This is a genomic window from Pseudomonas sp. LFS074, assembly GCF_047978165.1.
Lineage (GTDB): Bacteria > Pseudomonadota > Gammaproteobacteria > Pseudomonadales > Pseudomonadaceae > Aquipseudomonas > Aquipseudomonas putida_P.
Genome location: NZ_JBFPFV010000002.1, coordinates 1,222,141 through 1,246,935, shown reverse-complemented (window position 1 = coordinate 1,246,935; position 24,795 = coordinate 1,222,141). Strand labels below are relative to the sequence as shown.

Below are 24,795 nucleotides of genomic sequence, written 5' to 3'. Positions count from 1 at the left end.
CGCAATGCGGCCCTTTTTTTACACTTGTTCACAGCAATATCACCCCATTTCTGGCATATAGCCTGACCCTTCCTGTCACACCCGATACGCCATCATGAAACCACTGCTGTACATCACCCCCTTGCGTGCCTTGCTGTTCGGCCTGACCCTGGCTCTGTTCGAGCTGCTGACCTACCTGGCCAGCGACGCGGTCATGCCGGCCATGCCGGTGGTGGTCGGCGACCTGAACGCCAGCCCCGAATACATTCCCCATGCTCTCAACCTGTACCTGCTGGGGGGCGTGGTACTGCAATGGCTGATCGGCCCGCTGGCCGACCGATATGGCCGGCGCCCGTTGCTGCTGGTCGGTTGCGCGTTCTTCGGTTTGTCCTGCCTGGCCACCTTCTGGGTCCATGATATTGGCCTGTTCAACCTGCTGCGCCTGTTGCAGGGCATAGGCCTGGGCTTTGTGGTCACGGTCAGCTACCCGGCGCTGAACGAGGCCTTCAGCGAGGCTGATGCCGTGCGCATGATGGCCTTGCTGGCCAACATTGCCCTGCTGTCGCCGCTGCTCGGGCCGCTGGTGGGCACCTTGTTGCTGCAGTGGCTGGACTGGCGCTGGCTGTTCGTGGCGTTCGCCATTGGCGCGGTGTTGGTCTGGCTGCTGCTGTATCGCCTGATGCCGGAAACCCTGGGTGTGGAACGCCGAGATGGCTCGCGCCTGGCATTCACACCAATCCACCTGCTGCCACTGCTGGCGGGTTACGGCCAGTTGCTGGCCAACCGTCGCTTCGTTGCCGGCAGCGCTGCCCTTGGGCTGGTCGGCTTGCCACTGATTGGCTGGATCGGCCTGTCGCCGGTGCTGCTGATTCACGATGAGGGTTTAAGCACCCTGGAATACGCGTTGTGGCAGTTGCCGGTATTTGGCGGGCTGATTCTCGGCAACCTGATCATCAACCGTATCGCCGACCGCTACCCGTTGCCGGCTTTGGTGCGTGGCGCGCTTTGGCCGTACCTGGCCGGCCTGAGCCTGATGGTGCTGGTGACCTGGTACTGGCCGAGCGTGACCAGTGTGGTGGCGGGCATGTCGCTGTACGCACTGGGGTTGGGCGTGGCCAACGCGGTGCTGTACCGCATGACGTTGTTCTCCAGCGAGCAAAGCAAGGGCCTGGTTTCGGCCATGCTGGGGATGATCACCATTGCCTTGTTGGGGCTGGGCGGGGCGTTGCTGGCGATGATTGGCGCCGGTGCCAGCTTGCTGCACTTTGCCTTGGCGGCGGGTGTGGCGGGGGCGTTGGCGTTGTGGCCGTTGTGGTTTGTCGTAGGCGGGCGCCCTGGGGAAGGGGCTGTAGCTCAGTAACTTCATTGCCTGTACTGGCCTGCGCGAGTTCACCCGCGAATAGGCCAGTACAGGGGCCATCGATCTATCAGGGCCGCTCGGCCGCCGAGTTTTCCTCTGCCACCGGGGTGCCTCGCCCAGCCTCCTGGCGCCACTGCAGGGCGATCAGAATCAATGTAGGCACGCCCAGCAAGGCAGTAATCAGGAAGAAGTCGTGGTAACCGAACTTCTCCACCATCACCCCCGAATAGCCGCCGATCAGGCGTGGCAACAGCAGCATGATCGAGCTGAGCAGCGCATATTGGGTCGCCGAGAACTTGAGGTTGGTCAGGCTCGACAGGTAGGCGACAAAGGCCGAAGTGGCCATGCCAGAGCTGAAGTTGTCCAGCGAGATGGTCACCACCAGCATTTCCAGGTTCGGGCCCATGTCTGCCAGCATCAGGAACAGGATGTTGGTGCCGGCCGAGGCTACGCCGCCGATGAACAGGATCGGCATGATCCCGAAGCGCACGATCAACAGGCCGCCGACCCCGGCGCCGACCAGGGTCATGATCAGGCCGAAGATCTTGCTGACGCTGGCGATCTGGTCCTTGGTGAAGCCCATGTCGATGTAGAACACGTTGGCCATTACGCCCATCACCGTGTCCGACATGCGATAGGTGGCAATCAGGCCAAGCAGCAGCAGGGCTTGCCAGCGGTAGCGGGCGATGAAGTCGTTGACCGGGGTCAGCACTGGGGCCAGGCCGCGACGGCCGAGGCTCGACAGGCACGCCCAGGTCAGCAGCACGTAAAGGATCAGGCGCAGGAAAGCGCGGTCTTCCAGTAACAGATCGAGCGGCGTGGCGTCACCGGAAATCACGCTGGACCAGCCGGTGTTGAACATCTGGGTGAAGCTGGCCGGTACCGACACCAGGAGGATGATCAACACGAACACCGAGGCCATCTGGTGCACCAGCCCATAGCGTGCTGCCGACAGCTGAGTGCGCATGGGCACTGGCGGTTCGCGCATGACCAGGGTGGTGAACAGGGCGGGCAGCATCATGACCCCGAACATCACGTAGGTGCCGGCCCATGCCTTGTGCAGATAGCTGAAACCGGTGGAGCCGAACCATTCGGCAAAGAACAGCGCGCCGGCCGTGGCCAGCAGGGCAGCTACCCGGTACCCGGCCATGTAGCTGGCAGCGAGCGCAGCCTGACGCTGGTCGTCAGCGATCTCCAAGCGGTAGGCGTCCACAGCGATGTCCTGGGTCGCCGAGGCAAAGGCCACCAGCACGGCCATGGCAATCAGCCATGACAGATGTTGTTGCGGGTCGCACAGGCTCATGCCGACCAAGCCGATCACCACCAGCGCCTGCGATAACAGCAGCCACGAGCGGCGGCGACCCAGGCCACCGAGCAGCGGCAGGCGCCATTGGTCGAGCAGCGGCGACCACACCCACTTGAAGGCGTAGGCCAGGCCGATCAGGCTGGCATAACCAATGGTTTCACGGGCCACGCCGGCTTCGCGCAACCACACCGACAGGGTCGAGAACACCAGCATGTAGGGCAGGCCGGCGGCGAAACCGAGTAGCAAAAGTACCAAGGTTGACGGGCTGGCATAGGCAGCAAGCGCAGCGCGCCAGGTTTTACGGGGCATGGGCCAACATCTGCCTCAAGTTTGCGAAAACAAAGCGCGCACTCTAACCGCTGTGCTCCATTGGGCGCCAGCCATGGCGCGTCATATCCACACGATTGTTGGTTACATTCACACCTTCCGCGCGTAGTCGCGCCCGTTGTTCATCCCCCGATGGGGTGCCCAGTGCCAGGCTCAACCGGCCCCCTGCACCGAGCACCCGGTGCCAGGGCAGGCGTGTGTCCTCGGGCAACTGCCCAAGGGTACGGCCGACCCAACGCGCTGCTCGGCCAAGCCCTGCCAGTTCGGCCAGTTGGCCATAGCTCACCACTTTGCCGGCCGGCACCTGCCCAAGTACTGAATATAGCGCCGTTCGTCGGCCCTCGGCGGAATCAAGCGCGTGCGCATATCCATCAGACATCACGCCCCCCTTGGGCTGTAGATGAAACCGGACCGGTGGTCCGGCAAATGAGAGTTGAACTCAACGGCATGTGCTCGGTCTGTCCTTGCTCTGGCCGGCGGTATCTGGATAATGCCCGGCTTTTTTCGTCGAATCGAACCCGTAGTCCGCTTATGAATACTAGATCGTTGTTGTGCCTGCTAGCTGCCTCCTTGTGCGCCTCCCCGGTGTTCGCCGACACCGTGTGGATGAAAAACGGTGACCGGCTCAGTGGCAAGATCAAAGTTTTCGACGGCGGCAAGCTGCTGCTGGAAACCCCCTATGGCGGGTCGATCGCCCTGGACTGGAAAGAAGTCCAAACCCTGGAAAGCGACCAGGAGATGCTGGTCAAGCAGGACGCCTACAGCGGTGAGAAGGCCAAGTCGCTGAAGGCCGCCGAGCCAGGCAAGGTGACTCTGGCCAATGGCGAGGCGCCGAAAACGGTGGAACTGGCCAGCATCGAGCAGATCATGAAGCCCAAGCCCCTGGTCGAGGACTTCGTATGGAAAGGCAACGTCGACGTAGCGCTGGACTACAAGCGCGCCGAGAACGACACCGACGATTACGACGTAGGCTTCAAGACCACCGCCCGCCATGGCCGCTGGCGGCACAATGCCGAAGGCGAATACAACCGCGAGACCAAGGACGACGTCACCACCACCGACAACTGGAGCGCCGAGTACGCCCTGGACCGCTTCATGACCGAGAAGTGGTTCTGGCAGGGGCGTGCGGAATACAAGCGCGACCGTATCGAAGACCTGGCCCGTCAGCGTACCGTCGGCACCGGCCCGGGTTACCAGTTCTGGGATGACGAACTGGGCGCGTTCTCGCTGGGCTCGCTGATCAACCGCACCGACTTCGAGTACCAGGACGGCTCCAAGGACAACTTCTATTCCGCGGCGGTGAAGTGGGACTACACCCGCTACCTGATCGGCAAGAACGTGCAATTGTTCACCAACGGCGAGTTCGCCAAACCGTTGGGTGGCGTGGCCGACTACTCGCTGGATGCCGAGATTGGCCTGCGCTACAAGGTCACCGAGTGGGCCTCGCTGAACCTCAAGGCGGAGAAGGACATCATCACCGGCACGCGTGAGAGTGACCTGGACAAGACGCGCTATACCGCGGGCTTCGGCGTTACCTGGTAATTTTTTGGGGCCGCTTTGCGGCCCATCGCGACACAGGGCCGCTCCTACAGGGGATGGTGTACGGCCTGCAGGCGGTCGGAAGGACCCCATTGGCACTGGACCTGATAATGCTTATCTTGTCCTCCATCCAGTCCGCCAGGAGCCGCCCTCAAGTGAGTACCAACGCCATCCGCCCCGCCCGGGAACTGCTGCTCAAGGAATACCGTGGCGTGCTCTCGACTCATTCCAAGTCGATGCCCGGCTACCCCTTCGGTTCCGTCGTGCCGTACTGCCTGGACGCCCAGGGCAACCCGCTGATCCTCATCAGCCGCATTGCCCAGCACACCCACAACCTGCAGAAAGACCCGAAATGCTCGCTGCTGGTGGGTGAGCGCGAGGCGGAGGATGTGCAGGCCGTGGGGCGCCTGACCGTGATGGCCGAGGCACACAAGCTGGTCGACGAAGCCGCTATCGAGGCGGCTGCCGAGCGCTACTACCGCTATTTCCCGGAAGCGGCCAACTACCACAAGGCCCACGACTTCGATTTCTGGGTGTTGCAGCCAGTGCGCCACCGCTACATCGGCGGCTTCGGCGCCATCCACTGGCTTGACCAGGTAACCCTGGGCAATCCGTTCGCCGGCAAGGCCGAGGCAAGCATGGTCGAGCACATGAACAGCGATCATGCCAACGCCATCGCCCATTACGTCGAACTGACCGACCTGCCGCAGCATGCGCCGGCGCAGATGGTTGGCGTAGACAGCGAAGGCATGCACCTGCGCATCGGTCAGGCCGTGTATTGGCTGCCATTCCCGAATACTTGCAACACGCCGACACAAGTCCGCGAAGCCTTGGTTTTACTGGCGCGCGCCGACCAGTGGCCGGTTCAGGCGCAAGTCGAGGGTTGAAATCTGGAGCGCAGGCATCCATGTGAGGTCTTATTGGAAGGTTATCTTCCGTCGAGGAACCCTTGATGCGTGCTTTTCTACTGCTGTTTCTGATTTTTCCTGTGCTGGAGCTGTTCGTCTTCGTGAAGGTCAGCGCGGCAATCGGTTTCTTCCCGGCGTTGCTGCTGATCATCGCCGGCTCCGCCCTGGGTGTGCTGGTGATGCGGGTGGCCGGCCTGGCCACCGCACTGCGCGCCCGTGAAAGCCTGCAACGTGGCGAATTGCCCGCCGAGGACATGTTCCAGGGCATGATGCTGGCCGTGGGTGGTGGCCTGCTGCTGCTGCCGGGCTTCATCAGCGATGTGCTGGGCGTGCTGTGCCTGCTGCCGTTCACCCGCCGCCTGGCGGCGCGCAAGATGCGTGAGCGTGCCGAGGCCCAGGCCATGCGTCAGCGTGCGTTCCAGGATGACCCGTTCCAAGCGCAGCCACGAGAGGGTGGCCATCGCCCGAACGTGATCGAAGGCGAGTACGAGCGCCGCGACAAGTAAAACGCCCGGGGCCGCGCAAGCGGCCCCGGTTTTTTTGGTCTGACGAAAAATTTTGTATCTCAAGCCTTGTAATTGATTATGGCGGCCTCATGTATGTGGTCACCGCAAGGTTTCTGGCGGCAACGCCAGACATTACACAGGTGGTTCGCCCATTGCGGGCCACCTCCCGGCAACGCCGGACAGCATCAACCCGCCGGTGTCGATACCGGCCGATGAAAACCACAATTTGGGAGAGATCGACAATGAAGCTTCGTCCTCTGCATGACCGCGTCGTTATCCGTCGCAGCGAAGAAGAATCGAAAACCGCTGGCGGTATCGTCCTGCCGGGTTCGGCCGCTGAAAAACCAAACCGCGGCGAAGTTGTTGCCGTCGGCACCGGTCGCATCCTGGAAAACGGCGAAGTTCGCGCGCTGGCCGTGAAAGTGGGTGACAAAGTGGTTTTCGGCCCTTACTCGGGCAGCAACACCGTGAAAGTCGATGGCGAAGACCTGTTGGTCATGGCCGAGAACGAAATCCTCGCCGTCATCGAAGGCTGATTTCCCCGACTTCCCGTTACTCCAAAGAATTCCAAGGATTAAACGATCATGGCTGCTAAAGACGTAAAATTCGGCGATTCCGCTCGTAAGAAAATGCTGGTTGGTGTCAACGTTCTGGCTGACGCGGTAAAAGCGACCCTGGGCCCGAAAGGCCGTAACGTGGTACTGGCCAAGAGCTTCGGCGCGCCAACCATCACCAAGGACGGCGTTTCCGTCGCCAAAGAAATCGAGCTGAAAGACGCGTTCGAAAACATGGGCGCCCAGCTGGTCAAGGAAGTGGCTTCCAAGGCCAACGACGCTGCCGGTGACGGCACCACCACCGCTACCGTTCTGGCTCAGGCCATCGTCAACGAAGGCCTGAAAGCCGTCGCTGCCGGCATGAACCCGATGGACCTCAAGCGCGGTATCGACAAGGCCACCGCTGCAGTCGTTGCCGAGCTGAAGAACCTGTCCAAGCCATGCGCCGACTCCAAGGCCATCGCCCAGGTAGGCACCATCTCCGCCAACTCTGACGACTCCATCGGCAACATCATTGCCGAAGCCATGGAAAAAGTCGGTAAAGAAGGCGTGATCACCGTTGAAGAAGGCTCGGGCCTGGAAAACGAACTGTCCGTCGTAGAAGGCATGCAGTTCGACCGTGGCTACCTGTCGCCATACTTCGTCAACAAGCCAGACACCATGGTTGCCGAGCTGGAAGGCCCGCTGCTGCTGCTGGTCGACAAGAAAATCTCCAACATCCGTGAGCTGCTGCCAGTTCTGGAAGCCGTTGCCAAGGCCGGCCGCCCACTGCTGATCGTTGCCGAAGACGTCGAAGGCGAAGCGCTGGCTACCCTGGTAGTCAACAACATGCGCGGCATCGTCAAGGTTGCAGCGGTCAAGGCGCCAGGCTTCGGCGACCGCCGCAAGGCCATGCTGCAGGACATCGCCGTCCTGACTGGCGGCCAGGTCATCTCCGAAGAAATCGGTCTGTCCCTGGAAACCGCTACCCTGGAGCACCTGGGTAACGCCAAGCGCGTCATCCTGTCCAAGGAAAACACCACCATCATCGACGGCGCTGGCGCCGACACCGAGATCGAAGCACGCGTCAAGCAGATTCGCGCCCAGATCGAAGAAACTTCTTCGGACTACGACCGTGAGAAGCTGCAAGAGCGTCTGGCCAAGCTGGCTGGCGGTGTTGCCGTGATCAAGGTCGGTGCCGGCACCGAAGTTGAAATGAAAGAGAAGAAAGCCCGCGTTGAAGACGCCCTGCACGCTACCCGTGCAGCCGTTGAAGAAGGCGTGGTGCCTGGCGGTGGTGTTGCTCTGGTTCGTGCCCTGGCCGCGATCGTTGACCTGAAAGGCGAAAACGAAGACCAGAACGTCGGTATCGCCCTGCTGCGCCGTGCTGTTGAAGCCCCGCTGCGCCAGATCACTGCCAACGCCGGCGACGAGCCAAGCGTTGTCGCTGACAAGGTCAAGCAAGGTTCGGGTAACTTCGGTTACAACGCTGCTACCGGTGAATACGGCGACATGATCGAGATGGGTATCCTGGACCCAGCCAAGGTCACCCGTTCGGCCCTGCAAGCTGCTGCTTCGATTGGCGGTCTGATGATCACCACCGAAGCCATGATTGCTGACGCTCCGAGCGAAGCCCCAGCTGGCGGCGGCATGCCAGACATGGGCGGCATGGGTGGCATGGGCGGCATGATGTAAGCCAGCCTTACCCCCTGCACCATCAAAAAGCCCCGGTTCGTGAGAACCGGGGCTTTTTGCTTGGTGTGGGTTATGTGGCGCCTGCGAGATCGAGCGCCGCGCGGGCGGCGCTCGGTTTACGCACCGCATCAAACTCAAGACATGCTCCTCTGTCAGGCGACGCTACGCTCGACGACAGGCTCCTCAGCCACCCCATGCCGATACAGCACAAGGTAATAAGACCCCAACCCTATCAACCAGCAGAACACTGCCGTCCACACGTTGTGCGACAAGAAGTGCGCCCCTTGCATCATTCTGCCCACCGACAGCACCGACCCTGCTATCAAGGCCACCACGAATGCCACCTGTGCCAGACGCGGCTTGCGATCACGCAACATGAAGAACAGGCCGAACAGGCAGAACCCGGTGGCTGCATGCCCACCCGGCCAGCACAGCCCGGCTTTGTCGGTAGCCGGCCGTGGCTCCAGCAGCTTGCTGTAGGTTTCCGTGCCGCCAAACTGTGTGAGGCTCCACGGGCACTGCACCTGGGTGACCTTCTTCAGCGGTGTGACAAACGCCGTGGACAAGCCCAGTGCCAGCACCAGGCAGCCCAATTCGCGGCGCCAGCCGAACAAGCGCTTCCAGAAAAAGCTCGCAGCAAAGGTGAACAGCGATAGCACCCCCAGCAAAATCACCACTTGCTTGACCCGGTCATGCAGGATGTTTTCCAGAAGGTAGCTGTGGCGGCCAATGAACTGCCCGGCAACGGGATCGAAGAACAGGTTGGCCACATCCATGTCGACCGAAGTCAGCTCCAGCAGAATCAAGGCCAGCGCGGTCGCCAGGGGTATCCCCAGGTACAGCCAGTAGTTGATCGGGCGAGGGCGGGTGCGTTGCTGCATGACGGCTCCAGGGCGCGAAAAAGATCGGGCATTGTCGGCTGGCCGCTATCCTGTGTCCGTGAAGGATCAGTGAAAAAACCGTCAAGTGCGGTGAATTTTCCCAGGGGCTGGCACCGTGCAGGCATAGGCCTTAAGCTGCGCCTGCCGCGCACCACAGCGAGAAGCGCCGCACAGGAGAAACCGATGCGCATTCTTTTGGTTGAAGACAACCGCGATATCCTGGCCAACCTGGCCGATTACCTGGGCATGAAGGGTTACACCGTCGACTGTGCCCAGGATGGCCTGTCCGGCCTGCACCTGGCCGCCACCGAACACTACGATTTGATCGTGCTCGACATCATGCTGCCCGGCATCGATGGCTACACCCTGTGCAAGCGCCTGCGCGAAGACGCCCGCCGCGACACGCCGGTGATCATGCTCACCGCCCGTGACCAGCTCGACGACCGCTTGCAAGGCTTCCGCTCAGGTGCCGATGACTACCTGCTCAAGCCGTTTGCCCTGTCGGAGTTGGCGGCGCGCATCGAAGCGGTGCTGCGCCGTGCCCAGGGCGGCGGGCGCCGTACCCTGCAGGTGGCGGACCTCAGCTACGACCTCGACACCCTCGAAGTTACCCGCCAGGGCCGCCTGCTCAAGCTCAACCCGGTCGGCCTCAAGCTGCTGGCGGTGCTGATGCAAAAAAGCCCGCACGTCCTGCGCCGCGAGGTGCTGGAAGAAGCCCTGTGGGGCGACGACTGCCCCGACAGCGACAGCCTGCGCAGCCATGTGCACCAGCTGCGCCAGGTGATCGACAAACCGTTTGAAAAACCGTTGTTGCATACCGTCCATGGCGTCGGCTATCGCCTCGCCGAGGGCCGCGATGGAGTTTAAGCAAAGCCTTGCCCAGCGCATCATCATTGCTTTTGCCTTGATGAGTGCGCTGGTGGCCGGGGCCTTCGCCTTTGGCATCGTCGCCACCGTGCACCTGGTTGAAGAGCGGCTGATTTCCTCGGTACTGGGCGGTGACCTGCAGCGCCTGTTGCGTATGGACAGCGTCAGTGACTGGAGCCACCGGCCGCGTCCCGACCAGCTGTTCTACTTCAGCGGCGGGCGCGACGATTTCGAGCTGCCCAAGGACTTGCGCCACCTCGATCGCGGCTTCCACGAGGTGTTCCGCGACCAACTGTCGTATCACGCCATGGTCGAGATCGTCGATGGCCGCCGCTATGTACTGCTGCAGGATCAGAGCGATTTCGAAGAGCGCGAGCGTGTGCTGTTCGCGGTGGTGGTGGTGGGCTTCGTGCTCAGCCTGGTGCTGGCCGTGATCCTCGGCTGGCTGGTGGCACGTCGGGTAATGGCACCGGTCATCCGTCTGGCGCGCCAGGTGCGTCACCGCGACCAGTTGCTGGGCCTGGCCCCGCCACTGGCACCGGATTACGCGGCGGACGAAGTGGGCCAGCTGGCAGTCGCGTTCGATGACACCCTGGGCCGCCTGCGCGACGCGTTGACCCGCGAACGGCTGTTCACCAGTGACGTCAGCCACGAGCTGCGCACACCGTTGATGGTGCTGGCGACCTCCTGCGAGTTGCTGATGGAAAACCCTAACCTCGATGCTCGCGCGCGCAGCCAGGTGGAACGTGTGGCGCGGGCCACCGAGGAAATGCGCGAATTGGTCAAGACTTTCCTTATGCTGGCCCGGGCGCAGCGCGACGAGGGTGCGGTGGCATCGCAGGCGACCCTGCGCGAAGTGGCCGATGAGCTGATCGGCGTATGGCGCGACACCATCGAACAGAAGGGCCTCACCCTGTACTTCGATGGCCGTGTCAGCGCCAGCCCGGTGCTGTACAACGCCACCTTCCTGCAGTCGGTGATGGGCAACCTGCTGCGTAATGCGGCGCACTACACCGATGGCGGCTACATACGCCTGAGCCTGGAAGCCAACGGCTTCAGTGTAGAGGACAGCGGCGTGGGTATTCCTGAAGAGCAGCGCGAGGCCATGTTCAAACCGTTCGTGCGTGGTGATGAACGGCGTGGCGAGGGCCTGGGCCTGGGCCTGTCGTTGGTGCAGCGAATTTGTGACGACCAGGGCTGGCATGTCACCCTGACATCCACTTTGCCGCATGGTTGCCGCTTTCGGGTAGACCTGAGCAACACAGCCGGCCAAGGCGACCCGGATGCCTTGGCTGAGTAATCTGTTGTAACAGGTCAAATGGGGCTCAACGTTTTTTTCACATTGGCATGACCTGATTCCAACGCTTGCCTACCTAATGTGCTCGCAATGGAGTCAGGAGATACCCAATGCGTAGCCCCATCAAGCTTGAATTTTCCGAGAAGTACGACAAAGACCATGCGCGTGAGTACTTTCTCAAGCACCAGGACGGCCTGGCGCGACGCCTTTCCCACAAGCGAGATGAGCAGCTGGCGCGTCGCGCCCTGGCATTGGCTGGCGAGCCTGGCCTGGTACTGGACCTGCCGTGCGGTGCCGGCCGCTTCTGGCCACTGCTGGCTGAAAAGCCCAACCGGGTGATCATCGGGGCCGACAACTCCGAGGCGATGATCGAGACGGCCTGTGCGGCGCAACCGCCAGAGGTGGTGGCACGGGTACGGCCTTTGCAGACTTCGGCATTTGCTATCGACCTGCCGGACAACTCGGTGGACAGCATTTTTTGTATGCGTCTGTTCCACCACATTGGCGAATCGGCGCACAGAAAGACCATACTTTCGGAATTTCAGCGGGTTAGCCGTGATAGTGTGATCCTGTCCCTGTGGGTGGATGGCAACTTCAAGGCCTGGCGCCGGAAAAAACTCGAGCAGCGCCGCAGCGCCAAGGCCGAACAGGACAATTACCAGAACCGTTTCGTGTTACCGGCCGAAACGGTCGAAGAAGAATTCACGGCCGCCGGCTTCAGAATCCAGGAACGCCTCGACTTCCTGCCGTTCTATGCCATGTGGCGGGTCTACGTATTGCGTAAGGGGTAGTGTTTGATGGCTGTAGCCCAGAGAGGGGAGTCGCGCTTCGATTTTTATTGGCGCCAGCAAGGCGAGTGGGTCGAGGAGCCTAACCAGCGGCGCGGCGGTGAGAGTGGCGTGCAACGCCTCAACGATGCCAATGGCAAGCTGCTGTATGCCAAACGGCAGGTCGGGCATATCTACCGCAGCCTGCTGCACCCTTTCGGCCGGCCTACGGTATTGCGTGAACTGGATGCGTTGAACAGCTTCGAGCAACTGGGCGTGCGTGTACCGCGCATTGTTTTCTGTGGCGCCGAGCGCGATGCCGACCACCAGTGGCGTGCGCTGCTGGTCAGTGAAGCGCTGGACGGCTTTGTCGAGCTCGACACCTGGCATGCCGAAGGTGCCCGCGAGCGGTACCCACAGGTGGTGCATGAGCGCATGCTCAAGGACCTGGCGGACAACCTGGCACGCATGCACCTGGGGCACTGGCAGCACGGCTGCCTGTATGGCAAGCACGTGTTCATCAAGGTAATTGGCGAGGGTGAGCAGGCCCGCGTCGAGGTGGCGCTGTTGGACCTGGAAAAGTGCCGACGGCGCATCAGCTGCCAGCGTGCAGCAGGTAACGACCTGCGCCAGCTGCGCCGCCATTCGTCGATCAATGACGCGGAATGGCAGACGCTGCTCTACTTTTACAAGATGGCGTTTGGCAGCGCTGTCAAAGGGTTAGAGTAATGAAACTAGAAATAGCTCGAGCTTTGTTCCTGGTAGCTGGCCTGGCGGTGACCACCGTGGCGGTGGCAGCCTGGGAAGAGCCGAGGCCGAACGTGTTCAGCAAGGCCGAAATGGCCGACCAGTGCGCATTGCCGCGGGAAGCGAAACCGCAGCAACAGGCACAGGTCGCGCCAGATCAGGACCTGTTGCTGTTCCTGTTCGGCCTGCGTCAGGGGTTGCGGCCATTTGGTTGAGCCCTGCGTTAGCTAGAAATGCCAGAGGCCCCGCCAATGCGGGGCCTCTGGCATTTTTGTATGTGCCTTTCCGGCAGGTGTCAGCAGTGCTGAAAGCTGTTGTCCCTGAGGCAAGCAAGCAGCAAGAAACCGCTAATGGCACTGCTCAAGAATAGAATGCCTAAGGTCATTGGAAGCAGATGTTCGGCTGAAGCAACTAAAGTGCCAGCGAATCCACCTCCAGCAAATAGCAAAGTAGTGTTGAGCGACGCTGCTGCCCCTGCCTGCTGCGGATAACGTGCCAAGGCCTGCGTAGTCGTGACGGGTCGTACCATCGTTGTGCCTGCCGTACATAAGATCATCGGTAACATGAGGCCTATTACCGTTAGGCCTGCTGCCCACTGCCAGATCAGCAGAGTGGCCCCTGCGGTAGCTATAAGCAGGAATCCCGTGAGAATTTGAGCCTGCGCGGTGATGCGATTGTTCAAGAATGTCGCGACTGCACCACCGACGACATATGCCAGCCCGTAGGCGATTAATACAACGGAGAACTGATACGGCGTGAGGCCCAGTTGTTCCATGAGCACCAAGGGTGCAACAACGATGAAGGCAAAATGGCAGGCGAACGCTAAAGTCGCCTGTAGGGAATAGGCAACATATAAGGTGTCACGCAACATGGGGACATAGCTTTGAATGCCTGAGTTATTCTGGCGTAAACCAGGTGTTTCTTGAAGTAGTTCCCATGCAAGTAAGATGACAATGCTGGCTATTGCAATAAATACCGTAAAACTACCTGCCCAGCCGAGTAGCTGTTGAAGAGCCGCACCCGCGACGGGTGAGATTGATATGAACAAACCACTAGCACTCGTCAACAAGATGCGCATGGTGTTACGCTGCTTGCCAGTATATAGGTCTTGCACGAGAGCTTGACCCAGAACCAAGCTTCCACAGCCGACGGCTTGTAACAACCGAAAAGCCATAAAAATTTCATAGTTACTTGAAAGTAGGCAGCCAACAGCCCCGGCAATGGAAACCCCTAAGCCACCAAGCAACAACCGTTTGCGTCCGACTTGATCTGACAGGGGGCCAATCACCAATTGCGCCACTGCAACGCCAAACGCGAAGAAACTAACGGAGTAGGCGATTTGCGTAGCCTCTACTCGAAAGGCTTCTGCAAGTGCAGGGAACGAAGGAAGGATGACATCCAGAGGAAAAACACCTAGAAGGCATAAAAGAACCAAAAGCACTGGGCGAAGAATGGTGTGTGTTGAAGTTTTGGTCTGGCTCATGCTATCAGTCCAGCGGACCTGAACTGTAATGCATAGCGTTCCTCCTTCAATAAGTCGGTACGCATTATTGCTCGAAGCGTCATTTTGGATGTAATAGGCATCCGGATCGTCCAATTTTCATTTATGTTGTCAATAATCACTTTTCCGAAGGATGGATGCTTTTTGAAAATCGATCCTAAAAAATTCTCGTCGGGTTGGCAGAAAGCTTTGAGCGTTTTCAGTAGAGTTGCTACCAAGTAATCCCTCTGTGGGATACATAACTGCTGCCAGAGTCGTGCAAAACAGTCTGAGAAGAAAATGGCATGACGCCCTTCATCATGAAGGTGGTCTATCAGCATATGCGCTACAGGGGCGACGAGAGAGGCACGAGTCAAGCTGTATAGTTCGTAAGTTATCAGTGTTTCAGAAACGAAGGCGATGCAGAATCGGGTAATGCTGCTGAGCGCTGGAGGGCTATTTTTTAATACTTGATCAAGTCGCTTGAGGCGCGCAGAATTTATTCGCTCTAGGCAAAAGTGGTTTGCCACCTGATCTGCAATTTCTCTGGAGAAGAGCGCGTGATAGGCCTCGTCAGCATAAAGTTTTAAAGCGTTTAGATAAATTGTTTCATCGAAATATTCTTTTAATTTACCAGTAACTATGCTTTGAACAGCCTTATTGATGTGACACATCTCAAGCTGGGTTGTATAGTCCATGAAATGGACGAGGTGGTAAGCGTGTAGTATTAGTTTATCTTTTTTCGAAAGCAGCGTTGTCAAGTCATGGGCCAGCGCTGGGCTCAGGGCGCTAGGAAACCAAAGGTCGAGTTCGGACTGCGTAAAATCTTCTACAGAAAAATGATAGGCATAAGGGCGCGAGCGTACAGCGCTCGTGGTGTGCCAGCTTTTGAATACTGTACAGCTACGGTTGGTGGTTTTTTTCATGTCTGTATCCCGCGCCAGCGTCTTACGACATCAGAGCCCTTAAGCAACTGGGTGTCGCATTCCCGTTGCCATAGCCACATGCAACGAAAAAAAGGACTTGTTCACTTGGGTTTTCAAACATGAGTAGGGGTTCGATGTCCGTTTCATTCAATGCGCCAGTGAGCCAGGTGCTCATTCCGCGATCGGTTGCTGCAAGTTGGAATGTTTGTGCAGCATGCCCAACCTCTATCAAAGCCATTCTATAAGCGCGGGAGTGCTCGTATTTCCACCACAGTTTGTCGAATCTGGAACTCAAGAATAATCCAGCGGGTATGTCATTGGCGAAGTGCTGGCCTGATAATAAGTCACCTAGAGCACAAGGCAGCGCGCTTCGCCAGTGCAGTTGATGTCGCCGTGGATCGTAGTAATAAATCCCCGCTTCTAGGCTATCTACGTTATTTACATATACATAGCCTTCTGTAGCGTTTAGCCCGCCTACTGAGGGGGTGGCCCGGCGTCTTGAATATTCATTTCCTTCTTCTTCTACTTCGACGTTATTAACGGATCTGTTTTCAATAAAGCCTAGGGTATGGTGCAAAATTTCGGCAAGATCAACTAGGGAGATCGATATTCGCTGAAAATCTCTAACGGTTGCTCGGTTTTTGAATGTCTTGTCAACTGCAAAGGTACTTCTCGGTGTAGGCAGTGAAATGCCGATTTCGCTGATGCGTTTATTGTTAGGGTGTATAGGCTTGTTTCGTACGGAGTTGCAGTGTTCAAGGTACTGCAGTGCCCACTCCTCCTCGCTTGAAGGAAGTTTTTCTATAGGGATGTCTTTAGTGCCGTAATGGAATATTCTTGAGAGTACATCCCAGCCCCAGTCAGCATGGTCGTCAGCATCGTCCATGAAAACTCTGCAGCGTTTCAGGTCGTCGGTTAGGTTATCATTTAAGTCTTTGTGGTTTTTCTCGTAAATGAGATGGATTAACCGGTCTGCATGGGCTCTTGATAACTCGTACTGTTTGTGATTTTTGAAATCCCAACAAATCAGGGAGTTATTCATGACGATAAAGAAGCAATTTTTACTTATCATGGTCACTCCTTTAACTGAAGGGCAGGCCGGCACTGCTCTTCAGTGTTTATGGATTAAGGTTTATTTGGTTTTTTTGACAAGGTGCGCCATGTTCGCCAGTTTGGTGCATTCCATTTTAATGGTTTTCATATTGTTTTCTCCATTTTGGTGTCGCGTCATTGCGACGTTCTTGATAATAGCGGTAAGTTCAAGAGGTACAAGTCAAAGGGGGTGATGAAATTTCTGATAAAGTTGTAGGAATTTTTACCAGAGCCATTTTCAAGGGCGGTTTTATTTCTCTGCAAGACGTCTAGAGTGCGGGTGCCATAGCATCTCTACTCTGACTTTTACCATGCGAATTAGATGCAGAAATTGCTCTGCTTTTCCACCGACAAGCAACAACATCAGGCTCGAGTCTGGATAATGTGAGAGATTGGGAGCGGTGATTTTGAGACTGTGTTGCGGAGCAACGCTTTTCTATTGGGGATTTTGTATCTGGCCTTTCGGCCTCCTCGCGAGCGAGCCCGCGAAGAGGCCGGATCAGGCGATGGCAGGTTCCTGGGCTTTGGTCTTGTGCGCCAGCAGGGTGTAGATGCAAGGCAGCACGAACAGGGTAAACAGCGTGCCAATCGACATCCCGGTGGCAATCACCGTACCGATGTCAAAACGGCTGACCGCCCCGGCGCCAGTCGCCAGAATCAGCGGCACCATGCCGAACACCATCGCCGCCGTGGTCATCAGCACCGGCCGCAGGCGAATCGCCGCCGCTTCCTCGATGGCCTCGCGCACGCTCAAACCGCGCTCCTCACGCAACTGATTGGCGAACTCGACAATGAGAATGCCGTGCTTGCTGATCAGGCCGATCAAGGTCACCAGGCCGACCTGGGTGTAGATGTTCATGCTCGATATGCCCAGGAACAGCGGCAACAGCGCGCCACAGATCGACAAGGGCACGGTTACCAGAATCACCAACGGGTCGCGGAAGCTTTCGAACTGCGCCGCCAGCACCAGGAAGATGATCGCCAGTGCCAGGCCAAAGGTAACCCACAGCGCGCTGCCTTCCTGAACATACTGGCGGGCCACGCCGGCATAGTCGAAGGCGAAGCCTTCCGGTGCCTCTTCGCGGGCGATGTCCTGCACGGTCTTCAGCGCTTCGCCCAGGCTGACCATGGGCACGCCCTGGATGATGGCCGAGTTCAGTTGCTGGAACTGATTGAGCTGGCGTGGGCGGGCGCGGTCGGTGAGGGTGATCAGGGTCGACAGCGGCAGCAATTGGTTCTGGTCGTTCTTCACGTAGTAGTTGTTCAGCCAGCCCGGGTTGTCGCGGTACGGCCGTTCTACCTGGGCGATCACCTTGTAGCTGCGGCCCTCAAGCGTGAAGCGGTTGATTTCCGCTTCGCCCAGCAAGGTCGCAAGGGTGCCGCCGAGGGTGTCCATCGACACCCCCATCTGCGCCGCCTTGGCCCGGTCGATATCCACCACCACCTCGGGCTTGTCGAAGGCTAGGTCGACGTCGAGGAAGGCGAACTTGCCCGATTCCTGCGCGCGCGCCTTGATGCGCTGGGCCACTTCCAGCAGTGCTGGGTAGTCGCCAGCGGTATTGATCACGAACTGGAACGGCAGGCCCTCGCCAGTGCCCGGCAACGACGGCAGGTTGAAGCCGAAGATCTGCAGGCCGCCGATTTCTTCGAGTTTGGCCTGCACCAGCGGCAGCAACTCCATCTGCGTGCGCTCGCGCTCGTTCCAGGGCTTGAGCAAAAAGCCACCAATGCCGGTCTGCACGCCGTTGAAACCGTTGATCTGGAACGATGAGTAGTATTCGGGGAAAGCCTTGAACAGCGGCGTGAACTGGTCGGTGTAGGCGTTGAGGTAATCGAGGTTGGCCGGTTGCGGCGAGCTGCTCATCATGAAGATCACCCCCTGGTCCTCGTTGGGCGCCAGTTCGTTCTGGGTGAACTTGAGCAGCACCGGGATCAGGCACAGGATGATCACGGCAAACACCAGCACTACCGGCCGGCTGTCGAGGGTGGCGTGCAGCAGCTTCTGGTAGCGCACCTTCAGGCGTTCGAACAGTTGGTCGAGGCGGTGGGCCAGGCCGCTGGGGTTCTGCTCCTGGCGCAGCAGCAGGGCGCACATCATCGGTGACAGGGTGAGGGCAACGATACCGGAAATGATCACCGCCCCAGCCAGGGTCAGGGCGAACTCCTTGAACAGGGCCCCTGTGAGCCCGGTGAGGAAGCCGATCGGTGCGTATACGGCGGCCAAGGTGATGGTCATCGACACCACGGGCATGGCGATCTCGCGGGCACCTTCCAGGGCTGCGTCGAACGGTGACTTCCCTTCCTCCATGTGCCGGTGGATGTTTTCCACCACGACAATGGCATCGTCCACCACCAGACCGATGGCCAGGACCATCGCCAGCAGGGTCAGCAGGTTAAGCGAATAGCCCATCATCTGCATGAAGAACAGCACGCCGATCATCGACAACGGTATGGTCACCACCGGGATCAGTACCGAACGCAGGGCACCGAGGAACAGGAACACCACCACGATGACGATCAGCACCGCTTCGCCGAGGGTTTTGATCACTTCGTCGATGGAGGCCTGGATGAACAGTGTGGCGTCGTAGGCGATCGACACTTTCAGGGCCGAGGGCAGCTGGCTTTGCAGTTCGGGCATGATGCGCCGCACTTCCTTGATCACCTCCAGCGGGTTGGCGGCGGGGGTGGCCTTGATGCCGATGTACACCGACGGGGTGCCATCGAACGAGCTGACCGTGTCGTAGTTTTCCGCGCCCATTTCGACCCGCGCCACATCGCCCAGCAGCACGCGGCTGTCACCGCTGGTCTTGACCGGCAGGGCGGCGAACGCCTCGGCCGACTTCAACTCGGTACTGGCGTTGATACTGGTGACCACGTATTCGCCCTTTACCTCGCCGGCGGCGGAGAGGAAGTTGTAGCGGCGTACGGCGTTGGTCACGTCGGTGGCCGACAGGCCGAAACCGGCCAGTTTGACCGGGTCCAGCCACAGCCGCATGGCGAACACCTGGTTGCCGAGGATTTCCGCCTCGGCCATGCCCGGCAAAGTGGCCAGCTTGGGTTGGATCACCCGCGACAGGTAGTCGGTGATCTGCGGGTTGCTCATTTCCTTGCTGTAGAAGCTGACGTACATCAGCGCCGAGGCATCGGCGGCTTCCTTGCTCAGTACCGGGTCTTCGGAGTCCTGGGGCAGCTTGTTGCGCACTTCGTTGGCCTTGGCCAGCAACTCGGTGAACAGCCTGTCGCTGTCGGCGCCGATCCGCGCGTAGATGGAAATGATCGAGAAGTTCTGCCGGCTCACCGAGGTCATGTAGTCGATGCCTTCGGCGCTGGCCAGGCTTTGTTGCAGCGGCTGGGTGATGTAGCCCTGGATGGTTTCGGCGTTGGCCCCAGGGTAGGCGGTAGTTACCGTGATCAGGGCGTTTTCCATCTGCGGGTACTGGCGGATCTGCAGCTTGTTCCAGGCCTGGAAGCCCAGCAGCAGGATCAGCAGGCTGACCACACTGGCCAGCACCGGGCGGCGGATGAACGGGTCGGTGAACGCCATGCCAGCCTCCTGTCAGTCCTTGGCCGCTGTGCCCGGTGCGGGCTTTAGAGCGTTATCCTGGCCGATGCGTATCGCAGCACCGGGGGTGAGTTTCAGCTGCCCGGCAGTGACCACTTGCTCCCCTGCCTGCAGGCCTTTGCTGACCACCACCACGCCGTCTCGGCGCTCGCCGGTCTGAACGGTGCGCTGTTCGGCCACCCGTTGGGGTTGGCCTTTGTCGTCGTTTTCCGGCTTGCCGTCCTTGTCTTTTTTCGGCGAGGCGACATACACCGAGTTGCCATACAGGGTGTAGGTAATGGCGCTTTCCGGCACCACCACTTGCGGCTGTGGGTTGGGCAGCAGGATCAACAGGCTGGCGAACATGCCCGGCAGCAGTTTGCCGTCGGGGTTGGCCATGGTGGCGCGTACCAGCAGGTTGCGCGTGGCTTCCTCGACCTTGGGGTTGATGGCGCTCAGGCTGGCGGGGAAAGTCTGGCCCGGGTAAGCGGCCACTTGCACCAGCACCTGCTGGCCCAGGCTCAGGCGTGGCAGGGCCTGTTCCGGTACGTTGAAGTCGACGTACAGGCTGGAGGTGTCCTGCAGGGTGGCGATCACTGTGCCGGCGGCCAGGTATTGGCCGATGTCCACCTGGCGGATGCCGATGGTGCCGCTGAACGGGGCGTTGATGCTTTTCTTGATCTTCTGCGCCTTGAGCTGCTCGACCACCGCCTGGTTACGCCGGTATTGGGAGGTAAGGCGATCGAACTCGCCACGGGAGATGGCCGCGTCGCCGACCAGCTGGCTACCACGGCCGAAATCGACCTTGGCCAGGCCCAGGTCGGCCTGGGCGGTGCCGAGCAGGGCGGTTTCCTGGTCGTCATTGAGTTGCAGCAACAGTTGCCCGGCCTTGACCTGCTGGCCCGAGTCGAAATGCAAGGCTTTGACGATGCCTTCCACCTCCAGGCTCAGGTCAACGCCTTGCAGGGCCTTGAGGCTGCCGACGGCGGGCAGGCGCTCTTGCCACTGGCGCTGTTCGGCCACAGCGGCCGCTACGGTGATGGGCGGCTTGGGGGCAGTGAACATCTGGATCTGCTGGTAGATCGAAAAGGCTTTGTAGCCCCCCAGGGCCAGCACGATCAGCAGAACCACGGCCAACATGATGAGCATGCGGCGGCGCAGCATAGGTCCGGTTCCTTGGATGCAGTTGTTATTCGTTTGGACACGAAAACGGGCGATCCTGCCCACGTGGCTGGGAGAATTATTGACTGTTTTTGGGAGGAAGGGGAGTGAAATGCCTGTGCCGGCCTCTTCGCGGGCACGCCCGCTCCCACAGGAACCGCGCAGTCAGTGGGTTGCGCGGTCCCTGTGGGAGCGGGCGTGCCCGCGAAGAGGCCGGTGAGGGCAGCAGAAAAATCAGACGAGATGCAAGTGGTTGTCCCAGAAACCGGACGGCAGGTTCATCGGCTGCCCGACCAGCTCGGCCTTGGTGCAGTCGTAGAACCGGCAACGGCCCTGCCCGGACGTGACGACAAAACCATCTTTCACCGTACCCACCCCTGCGCAATCGGGCATCGGCGCATCCAGCCGCACCGCACCGCTGTCCAGGTCCCAGACGAACAGGCGGTTGGCCCGTGGTGCAGTCAGCGCCACCAGCCGTAGTTCGCTGTGGATGGCAACGCTGGCGGTGTACTGGGCCATGGCCTGCAACTGCCGCTCTGGCACCGGGAAGGCCTTGAACGGCTCGCCTGGGCGCTTGATCGCCAGCAGCTCGGCCGTTTCATCGGCATCGCCCATGAACTGCTGGCAAGCGGCGATGGTGCCGTCGCTGCCCACCGCCAGGTGGCGCACGCTGTTCATCTGCTGGGCCAGGGTTTCCTTGCTCAACAGGGTGCCGTCGCGCTGCATCAGTACCAGGCTTGGCTCCATGGCATTGAGGTTCATCTCCACCCGGCTTTCGGCTTCGGTGCGAATGCCGCCATTGGCCACGATCAGCGTCTCGCCGTCGGGCAGCCAGGCCACCTCGTGCGGGCCGATGCCGTGGGTTGGGATTTCGCCGGTGTGCACCAGCCGCTCGCCCTCGAAACGGTATACCCCAAGCACGCCGCGCCCAGGGTCGGTGGTGTCGTTCTCGGTGGCATACAGCCATTCGCCGCCTTTGTGCACCACGGCGTGGCCATAGAAGTGCCGGTTTGGCTGTGAGGCGAGCGTTTGTAGCAAGCGCCCGTCGCGCAAATCGATCAGGTAGCTTTCGGTACCGGGGCGGCGGGCGACGAACAGGGCGATCGGCTGCTCGGGGTGGTGGATGATGGCATGGCAACGCTGGGCGACCTGGGTGCTGAACACCTGGGTGCCGTCCAGGCGGAAACCGACGGCATAGTGCTTGCCGTCGCCGTCGTCACGCGCCGAGAGCAGCAAGGGTTCGCTGCCTTTGTTGCGGAACAGGCTCCAGCCGCCCAGGGTGAGGGCGCTGAGCAATACGCTACCGAGTTTGAGTGCCTGGCGTCGCAGCATGATCAGTCACCGTCGTTGGCATTGAAGCCCAGCTGGATGTTCAGCGCCTTGGCCAGGTCGCCTTCGTGCAGGCGGTGGACGGCGTTGAGGCTGTCGTAGATCTGGTTGAGGGTTTGCTGGCCAGCGTCGTCGGCCAGCAACTCACCGAGGGTTTTCTGGTTGTCGGCCAGCAGTTTGAGCGAGGTAGCGTAGGCGGCGTCGATCTTGTCCGCCAGCGCTTTCTGATCGCTGGGCAGCAAGCCGCGCAGGCCCTGGTTGTCGACACCGACCCAGACGGTTTCGGCAGCCTTGAGGGTGGCTTCCAGGCTCTTCAGCGAGGAATGGCTGCGCCAGGCTTCGGCCTGCAGCGGCTGCGGGATGCCCTTGCTTTGGCGGCCCATCGGCGCGCCCAGCTTCTTCTTCAGGGTATCCAGGGCGGTGACCTGGGAGCGCAACAGGTCGGCGATGGCCTCGTGGGAGTCAGCGTAGCGCTGGTTGGGGAACTTGGTCATCTGCGAGAGCATGCCGTCGGTGCTGTTCCAGCTCTTGAGGATCTCCTCGGCCAGGACCTTCTGGTGTTCACCGATGGCCACCAACAGTGGGCAGTAACGGGCTTTCTGCTCGGCAGTGGCGATGTCTGGCTTGCTGTCGAACAGGATGTACTCGTAGGCCGACAGGCCACGTACTACCACGCTGGCTTTGCCCAGAGCGGCGGCATCGACGGGCTTGTCGCCGTTGACCAGTTGCTCGACCTGGCGGCCGACCAGGTTCTTCTTGTCGGGCCAGAACTGGACCTGCCAGGCGCGGTTGCCTTCGGCCAGCGGGCCGACCAGCAGCGGTTGCAGCTCGGCCCAGGCTTTTTGCGCGTTGAGGAAGTCGGCGCGGGCTTTATCCAGGGACTCCTTGCCTTCGCAGTAGGCCAGGGCGCTGGCAGCCAGCGTGCGATCGGCTTCGACCCAGCGGCTGTAGGTTGGCAGGATCACCTGCTTGGCGATGGCGGCGGAGGTCACGGCTTGCGGGTCCTGCGGCGAGCAGGCACCAAGGGCGAGTGCGGCGAGGCTGGTGAACAACAGTTTGGGTCGGAACATGCCCGGCTCCTTTGCGCGTTTTAAAGTGAATTCAGGAACGCCAGCAACGCGGCGCGCTGCTCTGCGTTGAATGTGAGCACGAAGTTGCGTGCCGCCTCGGCTTCGCCACCGTGCCAGAGCACGGCTTCTAGCAGGTTGCGGGCGCGCCCGTCGTGCAGGAACTGGCTGTGGCCACTGACCGTTTCACTCAGGCCGATGCCCCACAGGGGCGGGGTACGCCAGTCCTGGCCGTTGGCGGCGAATTCGGTACGCTCGTCGGCCAGGCCAGGGCCCATGTCATGCAGCAGCAGGTCGCTGTAAGGGCGGATGACCTGGTTGGCCAATTCTGGCTCGGTCGCATCGGCGGCAGTGGTGAACTGCGGTGTGTGGCACCCTTGGCAGCCGGCCTGGTAGAACAGGTTCTTGCCCGCCAGCACCTGCGGCGAGCCAACGTCGCGGCGGGCCGGCACCGCCAGGTTGCGGGTGTAGAAGGTGACCAGGCGCAGGATGTTGTCGCTGACTTCTTTCTCGCCATCGGCGCCGTCGCCGTTGGGCGCAGCCAGGCAGTCGGTTTGTGCCGGGGTGCAATCGTCATTGGGCTGCAGGGTGCTGGTAAGGCCCATGTCGCCGGCAAAAGCGTGCACGTTCTGCTGGTTGACGTTGGGCTGCCCGGCTTTCCAGCCGAAGCGGCCGATCACGGTCTTGCCCAGGGCGTCGTCCCACACACGGTTGGCACGCCCGCGGATGCCGTCGCGGTTGCGGTCGTCCGGGTCTTCGTTGGCCAGCAGGTCGGCTTCGGGGATGGCCTCGAGCAGGCCCAGGCCGATCATCGGCGGGGCCACCCGCGCCGAAAAGCGTGTGTCGGGGTGCATGACGCCGTAGCCGAGCTGGGTGATCTGCAGGGCAGGCTTGCGCAGCTCGACCTGATGACCGTCCTTGAACGCTACCGTTTCCTGGGTGTAGCTCACCCGTACCTTGCCTTCTGGCGCCACGCCCGGGATGGCCATGTCCTGCAACTGGGTGCCGTACACCGGCTCCGGCACCACGCCGAGGCGTTCGATCACTTTGGCCAGGTAAGGCTGGTCGGGGATCGACAAGCGCACCAGCATGCCCACCGCGTTGCTGTTGCCAGGCTCCGGCGGGTGACCGCGGCCATCGCGCACATGGCAGTTCTGGCAGGCGTTGGTGTTGAACAGCGGGCCCAACCCGTCGCGGGCAGTGGTGGTGGACGGGGCGATCACCCAGGGGTTGCGGAAGAAACTGTTGCCTACGGCAAAGTCCACGCGCCGCTCGGGCGAGAGGTTGGCCGAAGGCAGGGAATAGGCGTTGCGGTCAGTGCGCTGCACAGTCGCCTTGCCGGCCGACAACGCTTCGCCAGGCTCGGCTTGGGTGAAACGCGGGGCGTCGTCACAGGCGGCGAGGGCAAAGGCCAGCAGCAAGGGGGAGAGTCGGGACAGCGACAAGGACATGCAAAATCCTGGGCGTGGACGAAAAACCGGCGTGCA

At 60.4% G+C, this 24,795-nt stretch carries 22 protein-coding genes; 11 read left to right on the top strand and 11 right to left on the bottom strand.

What is annotated here, in order from left to right; translation table 11 throughout:
• The first annotated feature begins 94 nt into the window (after positions 1–94).
• Positions 95–1,339, top strand: a complete 1,245-nt coding sequence (locus ACNQP3_RS23905) for an MFS transporter (protein WP_060493230.1) — start codon at positions 95–97, stop codon at positions 1,337–1,339.
• Between the two features lie 67 nt (positions 1,340–1,406).
• Here ACNQP3_RS23905 and ACNQP3_RS23900 read toward each other — a convergent pair whose 3' ends face one another.
• The gene (locus tag ACNQP3_RS23900; protein ID WP_012274041.1) at positions 1,407–2,954 is read right to left on the bottom strand and encodes an AmpG family muropeptide MFS transporter; all 1,548 of its coding nucleotides are present in this window, start codon (positions 2,952–2,954) and stop codon (positions 1,407–1,409) included.
• Between the two features lie 43 nt (positions 2,955–2,997).
• Positions 2,998–3,351 carry an MGMT family protein gene (locus ACNQP3_RS23895; RefSeq protein WP_012274040.1) on the bottom strand — a complete coding sequence of 118 codons (354 nt, stop codon included), beginning with the start codon at positions 3,349–3,351 and terminating at the stop codon, positions 2,998–3,000.
• Positions 3,352–3,503: 152 nt separating this feature from the next.
• Here ACNQP3_RS23895 and ACNQP3_RS23890 point away from each other — a divergent pair, with 152 nt between their 5' ends.
• The 5 genes from ACNQP3_RS23890 (at position 3,504) to groL (ending at position 8,153) form a co-directional block, all read left to right on the top strand.
• On the top strand, positions 3,504–4,514 hold the full coding sequence (locus ACNQP3_RS23890) for a DUF481 domain-containing protein (protein ID WP_012274039.1): 1,011 nt from the start codon (positions 3,504–3,506) through the stop codon (positions 4,512–4,514).
• A gap of 152 nt (positions 4,515–4,666) precedes the next feature.
• Entirely contained in the window at positions 4,667–5,398 is a 732-nt protein-coding gene (locus ACNQP3_RS23885; protein WP_060493229.1) for a HugZ family protein, read from the top strand.
• A 65-nt stretch (positions 5,399–5,463) separates the two neighbouring features.
• On the top strand, positions 5,464–5,925 hold the full coding sequence (locus tag ACNQP3_RS23880) for an FxsA family protein (RefSeq protein WP_012274037.1): 462 nt from the start codon (positions 5,464–5,466) through the stop codon (positions 5,923–5,925).
• Between the two features lie 242 nt (positions 5,926–6,167).
• On the top strand, positions 6,168–6,461 hold the full coding sequence (locus ACNQP3_RS23875; RefSeq protein ID WP_012274036.1) for a co-chaperone GroES: 294 nt from the start codon (positions 6,168–6,170) through the stop codon (positions 6,459–6,461).
• A 48-nt stretch (positions 6,462–6,509) separates the two neighbouring features.
• Positions 6,510–8,153 (top strand): chaperonin GroEL, encoded by a 1,644-nt coding sequence (groL, locus tag ACNQP3_RS23870; protein WP_012274035.1) that lies wholly within the window; start codon positions 6,510–6,512, stop codon positions 8,151–8,153.
• A 152-nt stretch (positions 8,154–8,305) separates the two neighbouring features.
• On the opposite strand, the gene ACNQP3_RS23865 is transcribed toward groL, so the two are convergent.
• Positions 8,306–9,034 carry a phosphatase PAP2 family protein gene (locus ACNQP3_RS23865; protein ID WP_012274034.1) on the bottom strand — a complete coding sequence of 243 codons (729 nt, stop codon included), beginning with the start codon at positions 9,032–9,034 and terminating at the stop codon, positions 8,306–8,308.
• Between the two features lie 183 nt (positions 9,035–9,217).
• Here ACNQP3_RS23865 and colR point away from each other — a divergent pair, with 183 nt between their 5' ends.
• The 5 genes from colR (at position 9,218) to ACNQP3_RS23840 (ending at position 12,927) form a co-directional block, all read left to right on the top strand.
• On the top strand, positions 9,218–9,901 hold the full coding sequence (gene colR / locus ACNQP3_RS23860; protein ID WP_003255215.1) for a two-component system response regulator ColR: 684 nt from the start codon (positions 9,218–9,220) through the stop codon (positions 9,899–9,901).
• Positions 9,891–11,201: a sensor histidine kinase gene (locus tag ACNQP3_RS23855; protein ID WP_012274033.1), complete on the top strand. Its 1,311-nt coding sequence runs from the start codon at positions 9,891–9,893 to the stop codon at positions 11,199–11,201. Before colR ends, ACNQP3_RS23855 begins: the two co-directional genes overlap by 11 nt.
• A 107-nt stretch (positions 11,202–11,308) precedes the next feature.
• The gene (locus ACNQP3_RS23850; protein ID WP_012274032.1) at positions 11,309–11,989 is read left to right on the top strand and encodes a class I SAM-dependent methyltransferase; all 681 of its coding nucleotides are present in this window, start codon (positions 11,309–11,311) and stop codon (positions 11,987–11,989) included.
• Positions 11,990–11,995: 6 nt separating this feature from the next.
• Positions 11,996–12,694, top strand: a complete 699-nt coding sequence (locus ACNQP3_RS23845) for a lipopolysaccharide kinase InaA family protein (protein ID WP_012274031.1) — start codon at positions 11,996–11,998, stop codon at positions 12,692–12,694.
• Entirely contained in the window at positions 12,694–12,927 is a 234-nt protein-coding gene (locus ACNQP3_RS23840) for a hypothetical protein (protein ID WP_012274030.1), read from the top strand. The genes ACNQP3_RS23845 and ACNQP3_RS23840 overlap by 1 nt, the downstream gene beginning before the upstream one ends.
• 80 nt (positions 12,928–13,007) lie before the next feature.
• On the opposite strand, the gene ACNQP3_RS23835 is transcribed toward ACNQP3_RS23840, so the two are convergent.
• The 8 genes from ACNQP3_RS23835 to ACNQP3_RS23800 all read right to left on the bottom strand — a co-directional run bounded on the left by ACNQP3_RS23835 (position 13,008) and on the right by ACNQP3_RS23800 (position 24,759).
• A complete protein-coding gene (locus ACNQP3_RS23835) occupies positions 13,008–14,195 on the bottom strand; it encodes a Bcr/CflA family efflux MFS transporter (RefSeq protein WP_264316524.1) in 1,188 nt (395 codons plus the stop codon).
• Positions 14,192–15,118 (bottom strand): diiron oxygenase, encoded by a 927-nt coding sequence (locus tag ACNQP3_RS23830; RefSeq protein ID WP_264316523.1) that lies wholly within the window; start codon positions 15,116–15,118, stop codon positions 14,192–14,194. The genes ACNQP3_RS23835 and ACNQP3_RS23830 overlap by 4 nt, the downstream gene beginning before the upstream one ends.
• A 22-nt stretch (positions 15,119–15,140) precedes the next feature.
• Entirely contained in the window at positions 15,141–16,190 is a 1,050-nt protein-coding gene (locus tag ACNQP3_RS23825; RefSeq protein ID WP_264316522.1) for a SagB/ThcOx family dehydrogenase, read from the bottom strand.
• A 519-nt stretch (positions 16,191–16,709) separates the two neighbouring features.
• Complete coding sequence (locus ACNQP3_RS23820; protein ID WP_060493223.1) at positions 16,710–19,754, bottom strand: multidrug efflux RND transporter permease subunit; 3,045 nt, start codon at positions 19,752–19,754, stop codon at positions 16,710–16,712.
• A gap of 12 nt (positions 19,755–19,766) precedes the next feature.
• A complete protein-coding gene (locus tag ACNQP3_RS23815) occupies positions 19,767–20,915 on the bottom strand; it encodes an efflux RND transporter periplasmic adaptor subunit (protein WP_060493222.1) in 1,149 nt (382 codons plus the stop codon).
• Positions 20,916–21,146: 231 nt separating this feature from the next.
• A complete protein-coding gene (locus ACNQP3_RS23810; protein ID WP_060494284.1) occupies positions 21,147–22,244 on the bottom strand; it encodes a DUF1513 domain-containing protein in 1,098 nt (365 codons plus the stop codon).
• 2 nt (positions 22,245–22,246) lie between these two features.
• The gene (locus ACNQP3_RS23805; protein WP_012274027.1) at positions 22,247–23,311 is read right to left on the bottom strand and encodes an imelysin family protein; all 1,065 of its coding nucleotides are present in this window, start codon (positions 23,309–23,311) and stop codon (positions 22,247–22,249) included.
• Between the two features lie 20 nt (positions 23,312–23,331).
• Positions 23,332–24,759 carry a di-heme oxidoredictase family protein gene (locus ACNQP3_RS23800; protein ID WP_060494283.1) on the bottom strand — a complete coding sequence of 476 codons (1,428 nt, stop codon included), beginning with the start codon at positions 24,757–24,759 and terminating at the stop codon, positions 23,332–23,334.
• Positions 24,760–24,795: the final 36 nt, after the last annotated feature.